This is a genomic window from Bacillus sp. Au-Bac7, assembly GCF_021341655.1.
In the GTDB taxonomy this organism is placed as follows: Bacteria; Bacillota; Bacilli; order Bacillales; family Cytobacillaceae; genus Niallia.
Genome location: NZ_JAJTTG010000002.1, coordinates 190083 through 211568, shown reverse-complemented (window position 1 = coordinate 211568; position 21486 = coordinate 190083). Strand labels below are relative to the sequence as shown.

Below are 21486 nucleotides of genomic sequence, written 5' to 3'. Positions count from 1 at the left end.
AGTTAACACCAATCCTCTCTTAAAGCATCCTAATATTACCAATATTTAATTATTTTTGTCTCAAGCTTGGAACTAATAAATAATATAAACCAGAGTTATCATCAATATGGGGAGAGATTTCACTATCTGTTTCTGTTTCAATTTTAATATTTTTTGAATTTGTTATACCAGCATACAATTTGAATTTTTTTCCTGAATAAGATTCAACATCCCCTATAATATTCGTATTATTGTTTTTATCGCTAATAATTACATCATTTCCATTTTTATACCATGAAACTTTTTTGTTTTTCCATACCAAAGTTCCAGTACCTATACCAACCGCTTCATCTTTTTTAAATTTATAAATTACCATTTTCTCACTATCTACTAATTTTGTTTGACTGATGAAGTCAACAATATATGGAGATTCATCTTTAGCATATTCTAATGCCTCTGCCTCCGAATCAAATTGAACTTCTGATTCAATTTTTTCAGTATTGATTAATTTGTTAAATATAAAAACAACAAGAGCTACTAAAACCAACGTAGCAAAAATAAATACTCCCTTTTTCATTAAATAGTCCTCCTATGTAAGTGATCGTATGTCAATATTCTAACAAATATAAAGATTTCAAAATAATAAGACAAGCCCTTTATCTAACATTTTTTCACATAATTACTTAAGATATGCAGAAGTTTAATATTTAAGTTTTAACCAAATAACTTTTATTTTGGACTTTACATTTCAAAAATTATCCTAATATAAGGGAGAGTATAAAATTTATTTAATATTTTTGATTTATAAACAATATACTAACTTCTGTTACACATACGATTAGAGTCAAAGAATGATAATAACTTGCTTTTCTATATATCTATTCTCTAAGTCTTGGTTTAGTTTCTCGCTAGAATCTTTCTTAAGTATGTAATTTCAAAATGCCGACATCCAACGATATCGGCATCCCTAAAAACAGATATAAATTTATATTATTTATTTTACGCTTAATCTAAGTTTGTTAAAAGTTGGTCGTAAGTCTTCTTTATTAGGAGAGTAGCATTACCTTTAATTTGTTCAATTGAACTAATAAAATGTTCCACTAAAGTATCATCCACTAGGGCAATTGGTTCTGGAAAGTATTCTACACCCTCCTTTTCCATAGCTTTTCGACTTGTATAAGCAACTGTGTCGATAATACAATTCCATGCAGCAATATCGTTCTCATTTTCGGACATCTCTTGAATAATTGTTATTCCATTCTCTTCATTATCCAACAGATTATAAAGTTCGTAACCAATTTCTTCTTTGTTTTTTACCCATTCCAAACTTTTTGAAAGAGCATTTTGTGCTAGCTGTCTATCTTCAATCTGTGAAAAGTCACTTAAAATTTCTTTTGATAGCAGAATAAAAAAGAGTACTTTTCCTTCATCTGTTAAATGGCTAAATGTATGTTCTTCCATAATACCCTCCTATAAATCTTTATTCTATGTATTTTCCATTTCTAATATTTAATTCTAACCTACCTGTAACCTTAACAGCTTCATTGGTTTCAGATGTAACTATAATAGTTAAATTAGGATAACGCTGACTTAATTGCTTTAAAATGCCAGCAGGTACTTTATCATTAGCTAATCCTTGATAGCATTTTCTACAAACACCAGATGGATTAGACTGATGTAATCTTAATGTACCTGTTACTTCTTCTGGATTCAATCCCTTCTGAATTACAGCAGCATCATTCTCATTAAGAACTCCTTCTTCTGCATGTCTTGTAAAAAGCGGATTGTTGCTAGGAGCCTTTATATTTCTATCAGGCATCTGAATCGGCGAATGATCGGTTTAGACTAGGAAGTGAATCTTTAGAAGAAGACGGTATATGATTTAATTTTGAATCTGTAAAAAGAAACCAAGATTACATTGAAGTTGCCAATAGTGTACTGAATCTGCTACATACCTATGATAGAAAATGGATTTCTTCTCTATATAAATAGGAATTCCTTTTTAGGATTTCCCTAATATTATTAACATTTTTCATCCTTGGTTTCTCCCCTTTAGGAAGAAGATAAGTTTTCATAATTGGCAGCTTATATTTAACATAACAACCTGGTATTATATAATCTCTCAGTCTTAATTAAATGGTTCTTTACAAAAATGGTATTAAATGTATATACTGTAATTGACTTCATATTTATTATAACGGAGGTTTGATAAGTGAGGTATTTTTTAGGTTTGGAAAGTTTATTCGAAGAGAGTTTGTTTGTTAGTTATATGTCATATGGAAGCACCTCGGTTACTTAATTCATTTTATTGGTTCTTCCTTATTCTAAGCAATTCGTTTTAATAACATATAAAATTACCTACCGCCTATTATATGATTTACAAATTAATAGAATACAAGAAAGACAAGAATAAAGGGGAAGTTAACTATGTTCAAATCAGAGTTTACAAACTTAATTGCTAACCTAATATTATCTGCAATACTCGTTTTTTTACTTTCTTATAAAACAGGGATAACCTCTAGTATTATGATACTAATACTTTTTATTTTTTCGCTTCGAGCTGTATATGACATAGTAAGATATAATAAAACTAAAAACCAGAAATCTTAATTTGGCTTCTGGTTTTTGCTAGAATTCCTTCTTATCAAATTAAACATTTTTTGAAGTAGATAATCCTTTTTAAAGACATTTCATTATATTCAATCACCTCCAATAACCAGCTACTTTTCTTCAATAGGCAGGCTTCCACTTATTAAAGGAATACTGCACCTTTACTGTTTTTATTTCTGTGGAATAAAATCTGATTATAAATAACTTCACTATGTTTCAATAATTTTATTTTTAAATAACAAGTCTCGAATTGGAGATTCCGCTTAACCTATAGTACTATTAAATTAATATTGTTTTTCAAAAATTTATAATGTTGCTACTGAATAGCTCTTTTGCTGGTAAAAACCCATCATACATATTTGTGAAATATCAATTAGAGTAAGAATTAAGAGTAATTCAAAACTATTACCATGGAACTATCAGAAGGAGGATATTATGAGCGAAAAAATTAAAACTTATGATACTGAAGGTATCAAAATATATTGGAAACCCAGTAATTGCAAACATGCAGCAGAATGTGTAAAGGGATTGCCAAGTGTATTCAATACCCAGAACAGACCTTGGGTATCACCACAGAATGCAACAGCTGAAAAAATCATGGAAGTGATTGATCTTTGTCCAAGCAGAGCACTTACTTATGAACAAAAATAAACAGGACTAAAAAGTTAGGAGAATGAGGAAATGACTGAAATTAAAATGGACAAGAATGAATTCTATATTGAGGAATCTAATGAAATTATTGCAAGAATTCAATTTATCCCAAGTGGAAAAGATGTAAATGGACAAAATTTAATTATTGTAAACCATACAGTTGTATACGAGGGACATAATGGCCGTGGATTAGGCAAAGAATTAGTAAACAAGATAGTTGAATATGCAAGAGATGAAAACTTATATATTATTCCTGTATGTCCTTACGCAAAAAGTGTTCTTGAAAGTAAAGAAGAATATCAAGATGTACTAGCAAAATAATTCCATTTTATTACATGTGTTGAATGAGCTACACATAACTGGACAAAAAATAAGGTCCAGTCGACTAATCACCAAATCAGGGCATACTGCTAATTAGTATAAGAGATTCATACTAGCAACAATACTAGGAGAGGCGGTTATGCTAGCCTAGCTAGCAAGCCAGATATCTTTTCCATCTGGTTTTCTGGCTGGCAAAAGTATGGACTTGGAGGCACCTTGTCAAGTTGCGATGGTTACCACTAAATTCGGAAGTCGATTATATCTTATTCGGAATGCTAGTATGACCAGGACTAGAAGAACATTTACCACTTAAAGCCCTAATGGTTAAATAAAACTCTTTGTTATTCATCTTTATTAAAAAGGGATTTAACAATAATTTTTTCATTTTCTTTCTTCTCCCAACCCCTCCCAAAAATCATTTTTTCTTAAAGCACCATAATACTTTCGGAATGCTTGTTAAACTAACCTGCCGAGTTAGCACCAGAACAAGGCAGAACCATAATCTAACTGGATCAAAGCTCCCCCTAATTTAAGTAAAACACTACACAAACCTAACAACTTACTAATATTTAAACAAAACTAAACGCTCCGATTTTATTCCGAGCGTTTTGGTGATGTGTAATTTAAAATCCAATTTAATGCACCTATTTTTTTGTTTATGCAACTTATTCAATTACAACGTTCCCTACATATTGAGCACTACCCGCTGAATTAATAAATTCAACTTTTAAAACATATTTCCCTTTGTCACTAGGAAATGTAAATTCCCCAGAGTCATCCAATGCAAGTTCCGTATCTTTTTTATCTTTTAATAGAGCAACTGTTATATCTGGGTCAGTCCAAATATCTCCACCATTTTTATCGTTCTCTTTAAACTCCAAAGACACTTTTTGATCTGAAAAAACCTTGATTTCATCCAGTGATGATGCGTATTTTTCAATATCTTCTACTTTTTTTTGCACATCTTCACTTGCTGTATCCCAACTAATATTTGCTTCTTTTAATTGAACAGATGAAATATCAAAATTCAAGTGGGCAGTTGGAACTCCAACATCATAATCTTCTGCAAAACACCCTGTTAGTGTACAAGTAAAAATCAATCCTATAAATAGTTTAATAACTACTTTCATATCACACCTCATTTGTTTAAGTTAGTTGCCCGTTTACCCCAATATATCTGCAGTGTAAAGCTTAAACTGACCCTTCTGTGTTCTAGAAACGGAGTTCCAATCAAATTACCTGTTTCCTTTAGTTCAATCCCCTTATTTAAACCATTAATAAAATATAATTATTCGGAAGAGGTTCAAAATTTGGCTGTTAGTGTTTTCATGCCCCTTTACAATAATTAAACTGGAAACTTGATCTCCTTCTTTGTTTTTAGTTCTGTGAAGCGTTAATTAATGTATGAATTCTGAAGAAGATTCTGGTATAATATTCTAAATAATTCTTAATAAAGAACGAAATAAAGGGGGGTCAATATGAAAAACAACCAATTTGCTGGGGAGCTTGTAAATCGTCTTAAAGAACTCCGGCTTAAAAGGGACTGGACTATCAAACATACAGCTGAAAAAATCGGAATAGGAGCATCTATGTATTCTGGTTATGAGTCTCAACTTCGTCTGCCACCAATGGAATTATTGTCAAAGATTGCGGAGGTTTTTGATACTACAACTGATTATCTATTAGGAAGCCCCGAAAAAGTAGAACAAACAAAATCTCCAACAGATATAGATTGGATTCTATCACACGAAAACATTAACTATAGGGGCATTGAATTAACATATAAGGATAAAGAAAACGTGAAAGTATTATTAGAGATGTTGTTAGAGAATAGAATGGAACCAATGAATGATGTAGGCTGCTCCATAGAAGAAGGTCGACAATAGCAAGTCATAATGGTTAGACGGATGACTGAAATTACTTGAGGGAGTCCGGCTAGCTATTCACCAAATATATGTCATATCCCTTGTCTATATGGATACAGCACTTTTCCAATTTCTTATGTTTCATTCATTTGCAAACAAGTAACTTTCGTTAACCTGCCATGATTTCTGCATAAAAGTACTAATTTTCTTTGTCTCAGAAATGGTGCCTCGTTTTAACATAATAAATGCATCTCCCTATATTTAAGGAAAGCCGCCGAAATATAGGATTGAAACTAAAAAATTGCACTCCAAAAAGTATGCTTTTTGTTTTTATTAATTAAGAATGTTGAGAGTATCTATAGAATAATCATAACCATTTTTCATTTTCATCGATCCATTTCCAAGTAGTTAAATCGAATGCGACTACTGCATCATGGAAAACAAAATAAGAAGGTAATACTAATGCATCTGCATCTGCCATCCTCCAGCAATTCTGAAACCATTCTGCTATTGCTCCTTCTTCCTTTGGGACTAACTCTTCTTCATTTGCCTCATAAAAGCTGTAAAATTCATCAAGCTGTTCATCTGATAGGTGTCTAAATTCCACGTCTGAGAGTATTCCTTTGCTACCAGCAAATAGCAATGAATCCTCCGTTTCTTTGAAAACTTCATTATTATCTCTATCCATTGAAAACATTCTAATGTCAATTGTTGATTGATCCATAAAAACTACAAAGTCTAATAAATCAATATCAGGCGAAAAATTATATTTCTGTATTTCTTTTAATTTTTCTATCAGAGTATCCGTATATTTATTTAGGCTTTCTAAAAGTGTATCCATAGTCTTGTTAACTAAAAACATAAAAACCTCCAAAACTTCTGTATATTAATATCCATTATATACCAAATGCAACGTTGAATATAAGCATGAATGTTATTTTTTGATTAGCTTTTAAAAAAATTATTGTACACAAAACCTTCTAATTAAAAATATTTAAACTGGGAGTATCCCTTCTTTCTCTATACTGCCCCGTTAATACCACGAATTTGCATTACTTAAAATTCCTCTTCTTATAGATATTAAAACTATTCAAGAATACAAACTATAAATAAATAGGAACTATTTAACAAATTAGTAATTTAAAGTATAATTTTATAGTAAATTATTATTTTTGGAGGGAGTTAAATGAAAAAACTATTAGTAGGTTTTATACTAAGTATCATTCTAATTTTGTCTGCAGTTGGGATACATCCAACTAACACAAACGCAGCCACTGACCATAATCCAGTTGTTTTAGTTCATGGCATTAGTGGCAATAGCTATAACTTTTATGCTATAAAGAATTATTTAGTGAGTCAAGGTTGGAATCGAGACAGTCTCTATGCAATTGATTTCTTAGACAAAACTGGTAGAAATTCAAACAATGGACCACAACTTTCTAGATATATAGAGGGTGTGTTAGCAGAGACTGGAGCAGATAAAATAGACATTGTTGCTCATAGTATGGGGGGAGCAAATACTCTCTATTACATTAAGTATCTAGGTGGAGGAGATAAGATTAGAAATGTGGTAACACTTGGTGGTGCTAACGGTCTTGTTTCCTCTACTGCACTACCAGGAACAGATCCAAACCAAAAAATTCTCTATACATCTATCTATAGTACAGGTGATAGGATTGTATATCCATACTTATCTAGATTAGAAGGTGCTAGAAATATTCAACTGTATGGAATTGGTCATATCGGGTTATTGTCTAACATCCAAGTAAATGGTTATATCAAAGAAGGGTTAAATGGTGGAGGCCTTAATACAAATTAAAAGACAATTCCTTGGAACCGTACTATTACGTTTCTTTTTATAGTTCATCAGTATATCCGTTCATAATTATGAAAAAGTTTTGATTTAATTATCTAGTAAGTGGTACTACCCCTTTATCATATTTGAGCAAGCATAATCTTCATTAATATAGATTATCTTTATAGCGTAGCTTGAAAATTTAATTCTGTTCGGACTCACTACCTCTATACTCACTATTCTCCGCATTTAATTTAGAGCAAGACCGATAAAACCTCATTTATTTATAGTACTAATACGTACCATATATAAATGAGGTTTTATCAAGTAAAATATAGCCGTGATGATTCCCTAATTATCTTTTTTCCATCTGCATATTTATTTCTGCATCTTCATCATGTCGCTGCCGAAGCAGCCGCTGCTTCATCAGCCTTCACACAATCAATTGCTACAACTAACGCGATAATAATAGCCTCCATCTCTTCATTCTCTATCTGAACCTTATAGCTGTCTCCCCAAGTAAACCATTCCTTGCTCACGGTACCAATCACATTGCCATGCTGTTTGACTTGAAAATCCATGTCCCACCAGTTACCCTGTACCTCAATATCTGCTGCATCTATCGTATACCGTGGTTTAAAGAATGAAAACTCTTTTCTTATCGTTAACGCCTCATGGCCATTTACCTCTACAAAAAACTTCGGTAAAAAGCTGAATACCTTTTTAGTAATAAGGGCAACTTCTTGTCTATTTGTATTCATTATGGAGAAGGTCTTTGGGACTTGCATAAAGCTTCCTTCCACATAATAAATATCCTGCTCTGTTTGGTCCTTCACTGTAAACTTTCCACTTAAACTGAATACCTTTTGCTTTATATAAAGTTGTTTCATAAGGCACCTCCTGTAAAATTGGGCAATCCAAAAGTGCTGATTTTTAAGTTTTCCTATTTGTTAACAATACGTATTAGCCATACCAAAAGATTCGTCCATTGCAAAAAAAGCAAAAGCCTCCCTAACGGAAGGCTTTTGCAACGGTTAATATTTCAAGTGTATTTTTTTAAGCAATTGGCATCTTTATTTCAGCACCTGCACCAGGTCTTTTACCTGCCTCTATCATCTCTTCCAATTTCTCCATTAATAGAGGAAGCTCTCCCATCGTTTGGATAACAAAATCTGCACCATTTTCAATAAAACGCTGTCTTGTTGTGTAGATGCTTTGCTCCTTTTCTTCCTCTGTAAGTGCTGTGAATTCTTCTTGCGTTAGTCCCATTTCCGAGCTTCCAATTACAACTCCTACAGACCAGACTCCTGCATTAATGCCTTCCTTTATGTCGGATACTGTATCGCCAACTTTTATAACGCTCCAAGAGGCTGTCAGCTTTAATTCCTCCATATTACGGTAGATCATATATGGATATGGTCTGCCATATGAATCTGTTTCGTCTGGAGTAACGAGAAAGTCTGGACTGTAGCCTTTTTGTTTAGCGTTTGGTACGACGATGTCCATCATTTTTTTTGTGTAGCCTGTTGTGGAGCCGATTTTGATGCCGCGCTCGCGTAAAACTTGGACTGTTTCAAGCACTTCTGGAATTGGATTGGTATATTCGCTTAAACTTGCGAGCAGGGCTGGCTCGAATTCAGCATATAGCCGCTCTACGTCTGCTTCTGTAAACTCACGTCCGTATTGCTCTTTCCATAGGCTTGAGATTCTTGGCATGGAAAGCATTGCTCGGATATGGTCGATTTTCAGCATCCCCATCGGTTCTCTTGCTTCTGCCATTGTTACATCGATTCCGGCATTGTGGAAAATATCAATAAACACATTTACTGGTGCAAAGCACCCAAAATCTACTGCTGTTCCTGCCCAATCTAGAATAATGCCTTCTACTCTGTTCATATTAAAGTCCTCCCATATATTCTTTAATAACATCACATAGTTCTTGTATGTCTGTTTCATAGATCTCGCCGATATTGCCAATACGGAATGTGTCTATATCAGTTAGTTTACCTGGGTATAGAACAAAACCTTTTTCTTTAACATACGAGTAGAAATCAATGAAGCTAAAAGTTTCACTTGGATACAGAAAGGTTGTTATAATTGGTGATTGCTTTTCTTCTGTAATATAAGCGGTAAAGCCGATCTCTGCTAGCCTGCTTCTTAGTACTGAATTATTTTTGTGATATCTTTCAAATCTAGCAGAAACACCGCCTTCTTCTAGCAGTTCATCGATTGCTTTTGAGAATGCTGCTACTACATGTGTTGGGGATGTAAAGCGCCATTTTCCGTCCTTGTCCATTTCCTTCCATTGATCAAACAGATCTAGCGATAAGCTGCGGGCATTGCCTTCACATGCAATCAGTTCAAGCTTGTTGGCTAATACAAAACCGAAGCCAGGTACTCCTTGGATGCATTTGTTTGAGCTGCTTATTAAGAAATCTATTCCCAGCTCTGCTATGTTCATTTCCACACCGCCAAAGCTGCTCATTGCATCGATTATCAGCTTTTTATCATAATCCTTTGCTAACTGAGCTGCTAGAGTTAGAGGGTTTAAGATTCCTGTTGTTGTTTCACAATGAACCATCGCAATATGGGTAATCGTCTCATCTGCCTCAAGAATGTCTCTCACTTTTGCTTCGTTTGGATGTTCATTATACGCTGTACGGTATTCTACAAAGTTAAGACGCAAATATTTCGCCATTTTCACAATCCGCTCGCCATAGGCCCCGTTAGTAATAATAAGCAGTTTATCTTGCTCCGAAAGAGCTGTATGCAACACAGATTCTACTACAAAGCTGCCGCTCCCTTGCATTAATACTGCTGTATAGTCGCTTTCCGGTGCACCCGCCAGTTTTAGTAGCTGTGCTCTAATTTTTTGGGTAATTTGCTTGTAATCATCATCCCATGTACAGCGGTCAAACAGCATTTCTTCTTTTACTGCTTTGCTTGTTGTTAATGGTCCAGGTGTTAGTAATTTATAGTTTCTCATTGTTGTCTTCCTCCTAATTGTTTCGCTTCCGTAAATAATTGCTGATGCTTTTCTAATAGTTCTACAGTTAATTGCTCTGCATACTGTTTGGCATGAGCAGGTTTGTTAATGTCATCTACTGTTTCGCCTTCATAAATGGCTACTGGATAATTCGTGATTAATTCCTGTCTGGCATCATTGATAATTGTTTCCGCCATTTCCATGGCAAGCTTTGTTTTTTCCTTATCATCTTTGTTTACGACTGCAACTGATTCTGTCAAAGAGAAATTCCCTTCTGTCGGATCAACATAGCTGATCGGTGCTCCTTCCTCTTGCGCTTTAACAGCTTGGTGGCGAAGACCAAATCCTGCAGCTACTTCTCCAGCTTGAACTTTTTTGATAGGACCAGACCCTGAGCTTTCCAAATGGGGACCAACATTAGCAATCAGCTTTTCCAACACTTCTTTCCCTTCTTCTTCTCCGTATTCTGTTAGAATGGCTTGTACTAACAGCCACCCTGTTGATGAATCTGCAATATTTGGAATTGAGACTAAATCTTTATACTCAGGTTCTGTTAAATCCATAATAGACGTTGGCGCTTCTAAACCATTTTCCTTCAGTACCTCTGTGTTGACAAAAATCGCACCAGTAATTGCAAGGATTGGAGAATAAAAGGCTGGATGTTCATCAACTGCTTTTGTTTCAAACGTTAAATCTGTAAACATATCATTTTGTTGTTGTGCACTTTCAAGGAAATAGGAGCTCATTGTGACCAGATCTGCTTCTATGTCTTTTCCTTCGGCAATAAGTTTCCCGCCAAGTTCAGAAGTTCCTAAAGACTGTAATTGATATTTGCCTTCATAACCTGCTGCATTTAATGCATTTTCCATTGCTGTTATTGCCTCTTCATCACCATTTGTGGCAATCACTACTTTCTCTGACGCTGCACTGCTGTTACTGCAGGCAACCGTCACAAAAAACAGACTGACGGTTATCAATAACAAAGCCACTTGTTTCATCGCTTTTTGCATGTTAATCCCCTCACTTTTTTTGGATTTTGAAACAAAGCCTGCTGCTTTATGTTTTTGGACATAATCACAGATAAGCTTTACTGCTAAGTTTGTAACAAATATTAGAATCGACAGAACAAATATTTCATTGAATTTAGCAAAATGCTGCAGCTCCTTAATTTTGCTCGCAAGCACAACTGTCTGTGTCGATACTAAAAAGATAATCCCGCTGATGGTAACCATCGAATTGATAAAATAATAACTGAACATTTCGATAATTGTTGTTATAGAGTTAGGTAAGATAACTCTCCAAATTGTTTTGAACCAGCTATAAACCTCCTGCTGTTTCCCAATTTGGATTCATTTTTGCTAACGTGTTTTTTGCCATCAAATATGGTGTTGTAAAATAATGAACGATATTACATAAGATGATAATTAAAAATGTCCCTTTTAGAGTGCTACCATTGATAAGCAGTAAATAAGATAATCCTAATACCATGCCAGGAACTGTATTACAGATGATAGAGATAACATCCAGCACCTTCGTTTTCATACTTGTTCGCGCTGCTAGTAATGCCGCGAAATAAGCTACTACTGTGCCAAAAACAGCTGTACTTGCTGCTATTAAAATCGAATTCTTGTAAACGAAAATTAATTCACTAGATTCAAGTACTGATTGAAAATGCCCCCAAGTAAAAGACATATCATACGGATAACTGTTTACGAATGGTGCGATAAATATAACCGCAAATACAGACAGCATAGCTGTGATAATCAGTGCAGACAGAATACCGAAAGCACTGTCTCTTTTCTTATTCTCCAGCAGCTCCATATCAGAGACATTGTCATTATGAAAATTGAATTTTTCCAAATAGCTTAACAGGAAAATGCCAATTACACTTGGCAAAAGCATCATTACAGCGATTACTGCCCCATGGTTAAAATTAGGAATAGATCCAAGCATTACTTGATAAAGCTGTGTTGCGACAACATTGTACGTCCCGCCGATAGAGGCCGGAATACCAAAGTCTGTGAAGCTTAGGATAAACGAAAGCACAAACGCTCCACCTAATGTTCCAATTAACGGGCGAAGCACCGTGTTATTAAAACTGCGGAACACCCCATCTCCCATTAGTTTCGACACAATCATATATTTCTTGTCTACCTGCATAAAGGAGTTGTGAATTAACAAAAATGCTGGTGGAATGGTATAAATGACATAGCCAAGCAATAAGCCATTAAAGCCATAAATATTGAATAATTTCCCGCCAAATATGTTTGTCAGCAAGCCTTGCTTTCCGAATGAATAAATAATCGCAAAGCCATATGTTATTGTCGGGAGCAGCATTGGAACAAGAATGCCAATTCTAACCGCTTTTTTCAGTGGCTGAAACATCCTAGTACATTGAATACTGTATGCCAGCACAAACGCGATAACGGTTGTTAATACAGCAGTAAGCCCTGACACTTTCACACTGTTCCAAACTGCTTCACCAAAAGCTTTATCTGTTATTACTGTCTGAAAATGAAGCAACGATAAACCTTCATCTCCCTGCACCGACCGAATAAACAGCAGAATGAGCGGAACAAGCATAAATAACGAGAACAGAAGAACAACGAGCCAATAAATAAGGCGCATCTCTTTTTTGACACTATACATGGGCGCCACCATATAAGGACAGAATGCTTTGTCTTTTCGTCTCCAGCTGTTTCAAAATAAAGCTGCGTACAAATTCATTTTGTGGACGCTGCATGATATCTTCTGGTGTTCCAAACTGGGGAACTTTACCGTCGTTGATGATGAGAATTTTATCAGACATCGTCATCGCCTCTTCCGGATCATGTGTAACCAGAATTGTCGTTAGCTTAAACTCCTTAGCGATTGTTTTAATTCTTTCCTTAATCGATTCTTTAATAACCCCATCTAAAGCACTCAAAGGCTCATCCAATAATAGAATTTTCGGTTTTGTCACCAGTGTCCTCGCTAGTGCGACTCGCTGCTTTTGCCCTCCTGATAATTCATGAATTCGTTTAGTCAAATGAGGCTGCAGTTCAAGGAAATCAATGTACTCTTGAATTTCTTGTTCTGTAATGCTGCCTTTTTTATTTTTTAATCCGTAACGGATATTGTCATATGCATTCAAATGAGGAAATAGTGCATAGTCTTGGAATACAATATTAAATCCTCGTTTTTCCATTGGAACTTTTGAAACATTATCCTCATTGAAAAGTATTTTGCCATTATCCATTTTTACTAATCCTAATATGATTTTTAATAGAGTTGTTTTTCCACTTCCACTTTTACCTAAAAGGGAGACGATTTCCCCTGTTTGGATGGATAAGCTAATATCTGACAGAACCTCTTTATCCCCGAATTGTTTGCTGACATTTTGTAGTTGAAGCAAACTTTCCACCTCCTCTTGCACAACTTCAGTATAAATACTATATGTAAATGACAAACCTGTTTTTTGTTAAGCGAATGTAAAATATGCATATTTTAAGCATAAGTTATACATTAGTTTTGTATATATTCATTTTAATTAATTAGTGTTTCTTGCTTTTTTTCTACGTATAAAGTATAAATAGAGGCAAGTTCACTATTAAAATGAATGAGGGGAAAAAGCATGTTTCCACTAGAAAGACAAAAAAGAATTATAGAATTGTTGATGGTCAAAAAAGTCCTTAAAATGACAGAATTAACTTCAGAGCTTGGCATCTCTGTTGATACTTTACGCAGAGATATTCAAACGCTAACGAATGAGGGGAAAATTGAGAAAATATATGGTGGTGTGAAGCTAGTTGAATCGTTCTTAGGTGAATCGACTATGGGAGAGCGGATGGTCAGCCACTTGACTGAAAAAGAAAGCATTGCCCTTACATGCAGCAATCTCATCAATGATGGCGATTGTATCTTTCTCGACAGCGGCTCTACAACCTATCAAATCGCCAAATATATTAAAAACAAGAAAAACTTGACGGTCGTAACCAACTCCATTCCAATCATAACCGAGCTAATGACTAGCGATGTGGAATTAATTGTGATTGGCGGCAAAATCCGTAAAGAAGAAAATTCAGTAGTAACATTTGATTATCTATTTAACTTTCAAGAGCTCAATATCTATAAAGCATTTATCTGTACAAGCGGGATTACGCTAGAAAAGGGAATTTCTGATTATAATTTAGAGGAAGTCTTAACAAGGAAGAAAATGATTGAAATATCCAAGGAAATTTATGTAGCTGCTGATAGTTCGAAGTTTGGTAAAGACGTGACCGTTAGCATTGCCCCGCTAGAGAGTATTGATTACATCATTACAGATGCCAATTTATCTGATAGTATTGTCGAGCAGTTCCGCGAAACAAATTGCACTTTAATACTCGCAGAAAATACGGAAAAATAAGAAAGGGGAGTCACACAACGGTGACTCCCCTTTCTTATTTCATCCCCCAGACAACAGCAATATTCCGGGCTGTTCTTTCCACATATTCCTCTGCATTCTGAAATGCTTCCTGTAAGGATATAACACCTGGAATGATGCTGAAGACTGCGTCAATGCCGTGTTCATGAACAACATCACTGTCACTTGCAGCATTACCAGCTATGGCTATTACAGGGACACCATGTTTTTTGGCAGTCTTAGCGACGCCGATTGGGGTTTTCCCAAAAATCGTCTGACTGTCTATTTTTCCTTCTCCTGTAAGGACTAAATCAGCATCAGCAACAAGCTCAGAAAGCCGGGTTGCTTCAATCACAATGTCGACGCCGCGCTTCAAATCAGCTTGCATAAATGCCAGCAAACCGCCGCCCAGTCCGCCTGCTGCTCCTGCCCCAGGTACTTCAGCTATTTTTATGCCTAATTCTCGTTCAATGACTGCTGCATAATGAGCTAGGTTTTCATCTAGTTGGTGCACGATTTCAGGAGTGGCACCTTTCTGCGGACCAAAGATGGCAGAAGCTCCTTTTGGACCAATCAAGGGGTTATCCACATCGCAAGCCACTTCGATTTTGACACCAGCTAACCTTGAGTCCAAATGCGATAAATCGATGGCAGCAAGACTGCTGAGGAAACCGCCGCCATCTTCTAATTTTTGACCGTTCTTATCAAGGAAACGGGCACCAAGCGCGCTTGCCATCCCAGCACCGCCGTCATTAGTCGCACTGCCGCCAATACCGATAATAATATGGTCGACATTATGCTCAAGTGCAGCGGCAATTAATTCACCAGTGCCTCTTGTTGTCGTAACAAGGGGATTTCTTTTTTCTGATGGTACTAAATAAAGCCCAGAGGCTGCCGCCATTTCGATTATTGCAGTTGTTTCATTACCAAGTATTCCGAAAAACGCCTCTACTTTCTCGCCTAACGGGCCAGTCACTGTTTTTGTGATAATTCTTCCGCCTGTTGCATCCACTAATGACTGCGTAGTACCCTCTCCTCCATCAGCCATAGGCACTTTCACATACTCAGCATCAGGAAATACTTGCTTAAAGCCGTTTTCAAGCGATTCTGCTACCTGTAATGCTGATAAGCTTTCTTTAAAGGAATCTGGTGCAAGGACAATCTTCATCTTTATTGCTCCTTTCTATATTTTTTAGCCAAATAGTTTAAACACCCCATAAATAAGGGTTGATATGATTGCTAATGTTAAGCCCACTAGTGTTTCATATGGCAATAGCTTTAGGCGTTCCTTCATGTCCATGTTGACACTGCCGCCTGTAGAATGGAAAAAACTTCCGTGTGGAAGATGATCTAGAACAGTAGCACCAGCATGAATCATTGCAGCACCGGCAAGGGCTGACACACCCATGTCAAGGATGGTAGAACTGAACACTTGGCTTGCCACTGCTGTTCCTGCAGTAGTAGAAGCTGTTGCTGCCGACATAAAAATTCCCGATACAGGTGCAAGCACATAACCTGGAAGTCCAAGGACATTTAACCCATCAATGAGCACATCCTTTAAACCAGAATTAGCAATAATTCCTGCTAATGTGCCTGTTCCAAGCAGCATGATCGCAACACCGGACATCTTTCCTAAGCCAGATACAGCATAATCATTAATCTTTTTCCCTCTCCCCATCACAATTGCACCGACTATTCCGCCAACCGGCAAGGCAATCATTGGATCGATGCTAATATTAAATAGCGGCCGTAATGCTAATAACAAAATCGTTACAATCGGCGCCACAATCGCTGTTAAAAAGGATGGAAGCTCCATGCTGTTAGGAGAGTCAATTTCCGCTAACTGGACGACTGACCCTTTTTTGACAAGTCTTTTTGCAAGCAAATAGGTAATGGCGAGTCCGAAAACAGCTGGAATGATACCTGCAGCCATAATGGATGTTAACGGAACATTAAAGGCATCCGAAGCAGCAATCGCGTTCGGGTTTGGTGACATGATATTCCCTGCCTTACCTCCGCCAATCATTGCCAGCAAAATAGCGGTTTTAGAAATGCCGGCCTTTTTAGCAATTGCCAAAGCAATCGGTGCTACTGTAATAACGGCAACATCAACAAACACACCTACTGTGGTCAAAATCATCGTCGCTAATGATAAAGCGAGGAGCGCCCTTGTTTCTCCCAGCTTTTTTACAATCGTTTCTGCGATAACAGCGGCCGCACCAGATTCAATCAAGACACCAGCAAGCACCCCAGCTGCCAGAATTCTTAGCACTGCAGGAATAATCCCCTCCGCACCTTCTATCATTAACAAAACTGTATTAGCTATATCTACTCCTCCGACTAGTCCACCGACTAAGGCGCCGGCAATCATGCCATAAGCAGGAGAAACTTTCTTCAGTATTAATACAATTGCTACAACAAGTGCTACAATTGCTCCTAAAGCGCTTACTTGAATGTCCAAAATAGCTCCTCCTCATTTGTTTGTAATTATTAATAATTGTAAGCGTTTCCTAAATGTTTTTCTTCGTTCATTCCAAAAAAAAAAGCTTGGAAGCTCCAAGCTTTTTTGTGCATTTGCACAAGTCTATGAAAGTTGATTTTGAAGAACAGAAAGATAAAGCTCTACTAACTCCTTTATTTTCCGCGGGTCCTTACCTGTCAGCTCATTAATTCGCTCTAAACGGTAGCGAAGTGTATTGCGATGAATAAACAGCCTTGCTGCCACTTTGTTCACATCTCCATTTTCCTCTACATACATAAGCAAGGTTTCAAGCAATTCCCCTTTTTTATCCTGTTGCTTCAGCCTCTCGATATAGGTACCAAACTTAACATCTAGCCCCTGTTCTTTTGCTTGCGACAGAAAAATCGGCAGCTTTCTGTCCTCTGAGGAATAGATGTTCTTATCTGGATCTAGCTTTTTACCAACCTTTAAAGAATGTACAGCTTCCTGATAAGAAATACGTATCCCTTCCAAGCCGCTGTAGTATGTTCCAAGAGAAAATTTGACTGCCAGCTCTTCCTGTTTTTCGAGATAAGACATCCATCTCTCCAGCTCAGCTCTTGTGGCTGCTTGATTCCAGACGCCATTTTTTAACACAATCCTTTTTAATAGAATAATATAATGTTGGTGGACAACATATAGATCATCCTTTGACAGCTTTGCACGAATGGTTTTAAAAACTTTAGCATTATCATCTGCTGCCATAATTATTACCGTTCTTGGAATAGTTAAGTCCATGCCGAGCCGCCTAGCTCGGTCAAAATAGAGTGAATCAAAGTCTTCCTGTCCATTAAGCAGCATCGTCACAAGCTCTTCTTTTAACCGCTCATCCCATTGCATTTCCTCCATTAAAAAGGCTTGCTGGATGATCATTTCGGCAGCCATTTTGACAAGCTCTCCATAATTACGGATTTCCTCAGGTGCTCCCGTTATCCCAATGACACCAACAACTTTTTCATGAAAAGTAATCGGCAAGTTTATACCTGCTTTCACCCCATGAAACTTATCTGCTTCAGTAACACCAATTTCAAAACCAGTCTGCGTTTCGATTACCTTTACTGCACCTTCATGGATAGAATCAACTCTATCCTCATCCCCTGAGGCAATAATAACCCCTTTTTCATTCATAACATTAATATTCCAATTTATAATTGTCATCGTGCGATTGACGATTTCCTGTGCTAGCTCCTTGTTTAAGTATTTCATCTGAACCCTCTTTTCTGGTACAAAAGGATATCCTTCTTTATTAAGATTATATTTATCTTAACATAGCAGTCTATTCTGACTTCACTTAATTTTTTAAGTTATTCTTTCTATTAAACATCTTATTAAAAATATAATGCAACCTTTTCTTTATAATCACGTAGGTCCTCTTACTAGCAACAAACGATATCCATAAAAAAGCACCCTAATCTTAATGTAGTCTAAAAATTAGGGCACCCACCATATTATATGAAATAAAAAAACTATATTTCACTTAGGAATAACTATTCTGAATACAAAAGTGTTTATTATTGATGTAATTATATTTTGTGGGAAGAAATTTTAGGACGGGCAACAAGAAAGAAAATCGTATGCAAAACAAAGAAGATTACCGCAAATATAAGAAAATCTACTATCAAAATAAATTCAACATTATTTTGTATGAAGTCATGAAGAAAGAAAGTTATAATCAATACAATGAAGCAGCTTAAAGTACTTTGTTTCCAAAAAGAACTGTATGCTATTTTTGAAATGAAAAACACCTCCTCTATTCACCATTCTAATCACATCTTAATTTAAATCTTCAGGTGTTACAACCTGAATATCAACCCACTATCCTATCGCTTCAAAATATAATATAAATGCCCTATAAAAAAGATATATAACTATAGATATACTTACAAAAACTATATTATTTATCTCTTATCAAATTTACTTCTCTCCATTTAAAATAAATTATAGACTTGAATTTTCTCTTTCCTTATAAAAAAAGACTTGGATTATATCCAAGTCTCAGAATTATTCACTACCGCAATTCTCTAGCAATTACTGCAATATCCCGCGGTGATGTTCGGCAACAGCCGCCGATAATGCTCGCTCCTGTTTTAAACCATTCTTTATGGCTTAAACTTGCGCATGCTTCCTCGCCATGCCAAGTTTTTGTGGTCGGGTCGTATGTTTCGCCTGAATTCGGGTAGACAATTATTGGTTTATTTGTACTTTCTTTTATATTTTTGATTGCTTCTGTGATGATTTGTGCTGATGCACAATTAAAGCCGATGGCGGCAATTTGGTCGTGTTCTGTGAATTGTCTGCCACAATCCTTTAATGGTGTGCCGTCACTGATTTGTGTTTCATCTTTTAATGAGAAAGAAAGCCAGGCGTATGTATTCGGAAATTCCTTTAGTATTTCAGTCAGTACGGTTGCTTCCTGCAAAGAGGGAATTGTTTCAAATGCAAGAATATCAGCTCCTGCTTCCATTAATGCTACTATTCTTTTCCGATGAAAGTCTGTAAGTACTTTGTTTGTTACATCATAGTTCCCGACATATTCAGATCCATCTGCCAAGTATGCGCCATATGGTCCGACTGATGCAGCGACTAACGGCTTGGGTCTGTTTGACTGTTCGTGCTCTTTCCAGAAGTCATCTCTAGCCTTTCTGGCAAGAGCAACGGATTTTTTTATCAACTCTATTGCTTTTGTTTCATTTATATCTCTTTCTGCAAAGCCTGCAATCGAGGCCTGATAGCTTGCGGTGATGGCGCAATCTGCTCCTGCGCGAAAATATTCTGTATGCACTTGATAAATAAGCTCTGGCTTTTCTAAAAGCACTCTTGCTGACCAAAGCGGGTCATCTAAATTACAGCCATGTGCTTCTAATTCTGTCGCTAATGCTCCGTCTAAAATCATCAGCGGATAATCTGATAAAATATTGTTAATTGGATTGCTGCTGATCGACATACTTTACTTCTCCTTTTTTTAATTTCTTCATTACATAAAAGCTAACATAGCAAAATAGGATAAATGGAATTCCGCAATACAGGGCAATCCGTTGTGTTGGGTCAAAGGCAATACCAATACATGATGCAAGACATAATAAGAAAGAAGCAATCGGTACAAATGGATACAACGGTGTGCGATAGACTAAGCTGTCGACAGAGTTTCCTTCTTTAATAAAGCGTCTGCGGAACAAAAACTGTGAAGCACTAATGCTCATCCAAACAGCGACAACAGCTAGTCCAGAAATAGACACGAGCACGATATAAACTGTATCTGGAGCTACTATGCTTGATAAAAGCGCTAATCCTCCGCCCAACATGCTGAAAATCACGGCATAAACTGGAACCCCTTTTTTCGACAGCTTTTTAAACTTCGGTGAAATTGTATTTTTATCTGCAAGTGACCAGAGCATTCTCGAAGCTGCATAAAGGCCTGAATTAGCAGCAGACAAAATGGCGGTCAAGATTACAAAGTTCATGATATCTGCCGCATATGGAATTCCAATCCGCTCAAACACTGTTACAAATGGGCTTTCTAACACCCCGGCTTCGGATGCTGGCAATAGGGCAGACAATACAAAAATAGTACCAACAAAGAAAATGATTAAACGCCATAATGTTGTATGAATTGCTTTTGGGACGTTTTTTTGCGGATCTGCCGTTTCACCTGCGGCAATTCCAATTAACTCTGTTCCTGAAAAAGCAAAATTAACAGCAAGCATCGTCATAAACAACGTGACAGCACCGTTCGGGAAAAGACTGCCACTTGTAAAATTACTCAGCAGCGGTGCAGACTGTGAATGAGTCATTGGAATAAGCCCGAACACTGCTCCTAATCCTAAAATAATAAAAAGGGCAATGGCAATTACTTTAATAGAGGAAAACCAAAATTCAGATTCAGCAAACAATCTGACTGTAAGTATATTAAGTATGAAAATTAAAATTGCAAATACTAAGCTCCAAATCCACACATTAACAGATGGAAACCAGCGCTGCATGAGAAGTCCTGCAGCTGTAAATTCTGATCCTAATGCAACAGTCCACGTTAGCCAGTACAACCAGGCAACTGTATAACCAGTAGCTGGGTTAATGTATTTAGCGGCATAGCTGTGGAAGGCTCCTGTTTCTGGCATATGCACAGCCAGCTCCCCTAAGCACAGCATTACTAGATACACAACAAGCGCACCAATAAGGTAGGCCAGTATTGTACCGATAGGACCTGCCTGCTGTATAGTGTAGCCTGAACTTAAAAAGAGTCCTGTTCCAATTACTCCTCCAAGTGACAGCATCACTAAATGTCTTGTTTGCATTTTCCGCTGAAATTGTTGTTTGTTCTTTTCCATCTTAACTCTCCTTAAAATATCCAGAAAAAAACACACCCTAAAATAGAGTGCGCTGCTGACTAATAAATAA

General features: G+C 36.5%; 21 protein-coding genes. 5 read left to right on the top strand and 16 right to left on the bottom strand.

Translation table 11 applies throughout. From position 1 onward, the window contains the following. Nucleotides 1–49 precede the first annotated feature (49 nt). The 3 genes from LXM54_RS09620 to LXM54_RS09610 form a co-directional block, all read right to left on the bottom strand. The gene (locus LXM54_RS09620; RefSeq protein ID WP_233314974.1) at nt 50–556 is read right to left on the bottom strand and encodes a hypothetical protein; all 507 of its coding nucleotides are present in this window, start codon (nt 554–556) and stop codon (nt 50–52) included. 428 nt (nt 557–984) lie between these two features. After that, the gene (locus LXM54_RS09615; RefSeq protein WP_233314973.1) at nt 985–1440 is read right to left on the bottom strand and encodes an Imm6 family immunity protein; all 456 of its coding nucleotides are present in this window, start codon (nt 1438–1440) and stop codon (nt 985–987) included. Nucleotides 1441–1459: 19 nt separating this feature from the next. Continuing rightward, nucleotides 1460–1798, bottom strand: a complete 339-nt coding sequence (locus LXM54_RS09610) for a hypothetical protein (RefSeq protein ID WP_233314972.1) — start codon at nt 1796–1798, stop codon at nt 1460–1462. A gap of 1226 nt (nt 1799–3024) precedes the next feature. Here LXM54_RS09610 and LXM54_RS09605 point away from each other — a divergent pair. Further along, complete coding sequence (locus LXM54_RS09605; RefSeq protein ID WP_233314971.1) at nt 3025–3240, top strand: (4Fe-4S)-binding protein; 216 nt, start codon at nt 3025–3027, stop codon at nt 3238–3240. A 30-nt stretch (nt 3241–3270) separates the two neighbouring features. Then, nucleotides 3271–3561 (top strand): GNAT family N-acetyltransferase, encoded by a 291-nt coding sequence (locus LXM54_RS09600; RefSeq protein ID WP_233314970.1) that lies wholly within the window; start codon nt 3271–3273, stop codon nt 3559–3561. 665 nt (nt 3562–4226) lie between these two features. Here LXM54_RS09600 and LXM54_RS09595 read toward each other — a convergent pair. Next, complete coding sequence (locus LXM54_RS09595; protein WP_233314969.1) at nt 4227–4691, bottom strand: hypothetical protein; 465 nt, start codon at nt 4689–4691, stop codon at nt 4227–4229. A 348-nt stretch (nt 4692–5039) separates the two neighbouring features. Here LXM54_RS09595 and LXM54_RS09590 point away from each other — a divergent pair, with 348 nt between their 5' ends. Continuing rightward, nucleotides 5040–5447 (top strand): helix-turn-helix domain-containing protein, encoded by a 408-nt coding sequence (locus LXM54_RS09590; protein ID WP_233314968.1) that lies wholly within the window; start codon nt 5040–5042, stop codon nt 5445–5447. 346 nt (nt 5448–5793) lie between these two features. On the opposite strand, the gene LXM54_RS09585 is transcribed toward LXM54_RS09590, so the two are convergent. After that, on the bottom strand, nt 5794–6288 hold the full coding sequence (locus LXM54_RS09585) for a hypothetical protein (RefSeq protein WP_233314967.1): 495 nt from the start codon (nt 6286–6288) through the stop codon (nt 5794–5796). 324 nt (nt 6289–6612) lie between these two features. Between LXM54_RS09585 and LXM54_RS09580 the strand changes: the two genes are divergently transcribed. After that, nucleotides 6613–7245, top strand: coding sequence for an esterase/lipase family protein (locus LXM54_RS09580; RefSeq protein ID WP_233314966.1), 633 nt, complete (start codon nt 6613–6615; stop codon nt 7243–7245). A gap of 371 nt (nt 7246–7616) precedes the next feature. Here LXM54_RS09580 and LXM54_RS09575 read toward each other — a convergent pair whose 3' ends face one another. The 6 genes from LXM54_RS09575 to LXM54_RS09550 form a co-directional block, all read right to left on the bottom strand. After that, nucleotides 7617–8111, bottom strand: coding sequence for an LURP-one-related/scramblase family protein (locus LXM54_RS09575; RefSeq protein WP_233314965.1), 495 nt, complete (start codon nt 8109–8111; stop codon nt 7617–7619). 166 nt (nt 8112–8277) lie between these two features. Next, on the bottom strand, nt 8278–9117 hold the full coding sequence (phnX, locus tag LXM54_RS09570) for a phosphonoacetaldehyde hydrolase (RefSeq protein ID WP_233314964.1): 840 nt from the start codon (nt 9115–9117) through the stop codon (nt 8278–8280). A 1-nt stretch (nt 9118) separates the two neighbouring features. Continuing rightward, nucleotides 9119–10207, bottom strand: a complete 1089-nt coding sequence (gene phnW, locus LXM54_RS09565) for a 2-aminoethylphosphonate--pyruvate transaminase (protein ID WP_233314963.1) — start codon at nt 10205–10207, stop codon at nt 9119–9121. Then, a complete protein-coding gene (locus LXM54_RS09560; RefSeq protein ID WP_233315625.1) occupies nt 10204–11217 on the bottom strand; it encodes an extracellular solute-binding protein in 1014 nt (337 codons plus the stop codon). Before LXM54_RS09560 ends, phnW begins: the two co-directional genes overlap by 4 nt. A 307-nt stretch (nt 11218–11524) precedes the next feature. Beyond that, entirely contained in the window at nt 11525–12856 is a 1332-nt protein-coding gene (locus LXM54_RS09555) for an ABC transporter permease subunit (RefSeq protein ID WP_325169561.1), read from the bottom strand. Beyond that, nucleotides 12849–13601 carry an ABC transporter ATP-binding protein gene (locus LXM54_RS09550; RefSeq protein WP_233314962.1) on the bottom strand — a complete coding sequence of 251 codons (753 nt, stop codon included), beginning with the start codon at nt 13599–13601 and terminating at the stop codon, nt 12849–12851. The genes LXM54_RS09555 and LXM54_RS09550 overlap by 8 nt, the downstream gene beginning before the upstream one ends. Nucleotides 13602–13820: 219 nt before the next feature. Here LXM54_RS09550 and LXM54_RS09545 point away from each other — a divergent pair, with 219 nt between their 5' ends. Then, nucleotides 13821–14594 (top strand): DeoR/GlpR family DNA-binding transcription regulator, encoded by a 774-nt coding sequence (locus tag LXM54_RS09545; protein ID WP_233314961.1) that lies wholly within the window; start codon nt 13821–13823, stop codon nt 14592–14594. A 34-nt stretch (nt 14595–14628) separates the two neighbouring features. Here LXM54_RS09545 and LXM54_RS09540 read toward each other — a convergent pair whose 3' ends face one another. From LXM54_RS09540 to mmuP, 5 genes are all read right to left on the bottom strand, one after another. Further along, on the bottom strand, nt 14629–15759 hold the full coding sequence (locus LXM54_RS09540; protein WP_233314960.1) for a glycerate kinase: 1131 nt from the start codon (nt 15757–15759) through the stop codon (nt 14629–14631). A gap of 24 nt (nt 15760–15783) precedes the next feature. Further along, a complete protein-coding gene (locus tag LXM54_RS09535; RefSeq protein WP_233314959.1) occupies nt 15784–17052 on the bottom strand; it encodes a GntP family permease in 1269 nt (422 codons plus the stop codon). Nucleotides 17053–17175: 123 nt separating this feature from the next. Continuing rightward, nucleotides 17176–18297: a CdaR family transcriptional regulator gene (locus LXM54_RS09530; protein ID WP_233314958.1), complete on the bottom strand. Its 1122-nt coding sequence runs from the start codon at nt 18295–18297 to the stop codon at nt 17176–17178. A gap of 802 nt (nt 18298–19099) precedes the next feature. Beyond that, nucleotides 19100–20035 carry a homocysteine S-methyltransferase gene (gene mmuM, locus LXM54_RS09525; RefSeq protein ID WP_233314957.1) on the bottom strand — a complete coding sequence of 312 codons (936 nt, stop codon included), beginning with the start codon at nt 20033–20035 and terminating at the stop codon, nt 19100–19102. Then, nucleotides 20010–21416 carry an S-methylmethionine permease gene (mmuP, locus tag LXM54_RS09520; RefSeq protein ID WP_233314956.1) on the bottom strand — a complete coding sequence of 469 codons (1407 nt, stop codon included), beginning with the start codon at nt 21414–21416 and terminating at the stop codon, nt 20010–20012. The genes mmuM and mmuP overlap by 26 nt, the downstream gene beginning before the upstream one ends. Nucleotides 21417–21486: the final 70 nt, after the last annotated feature.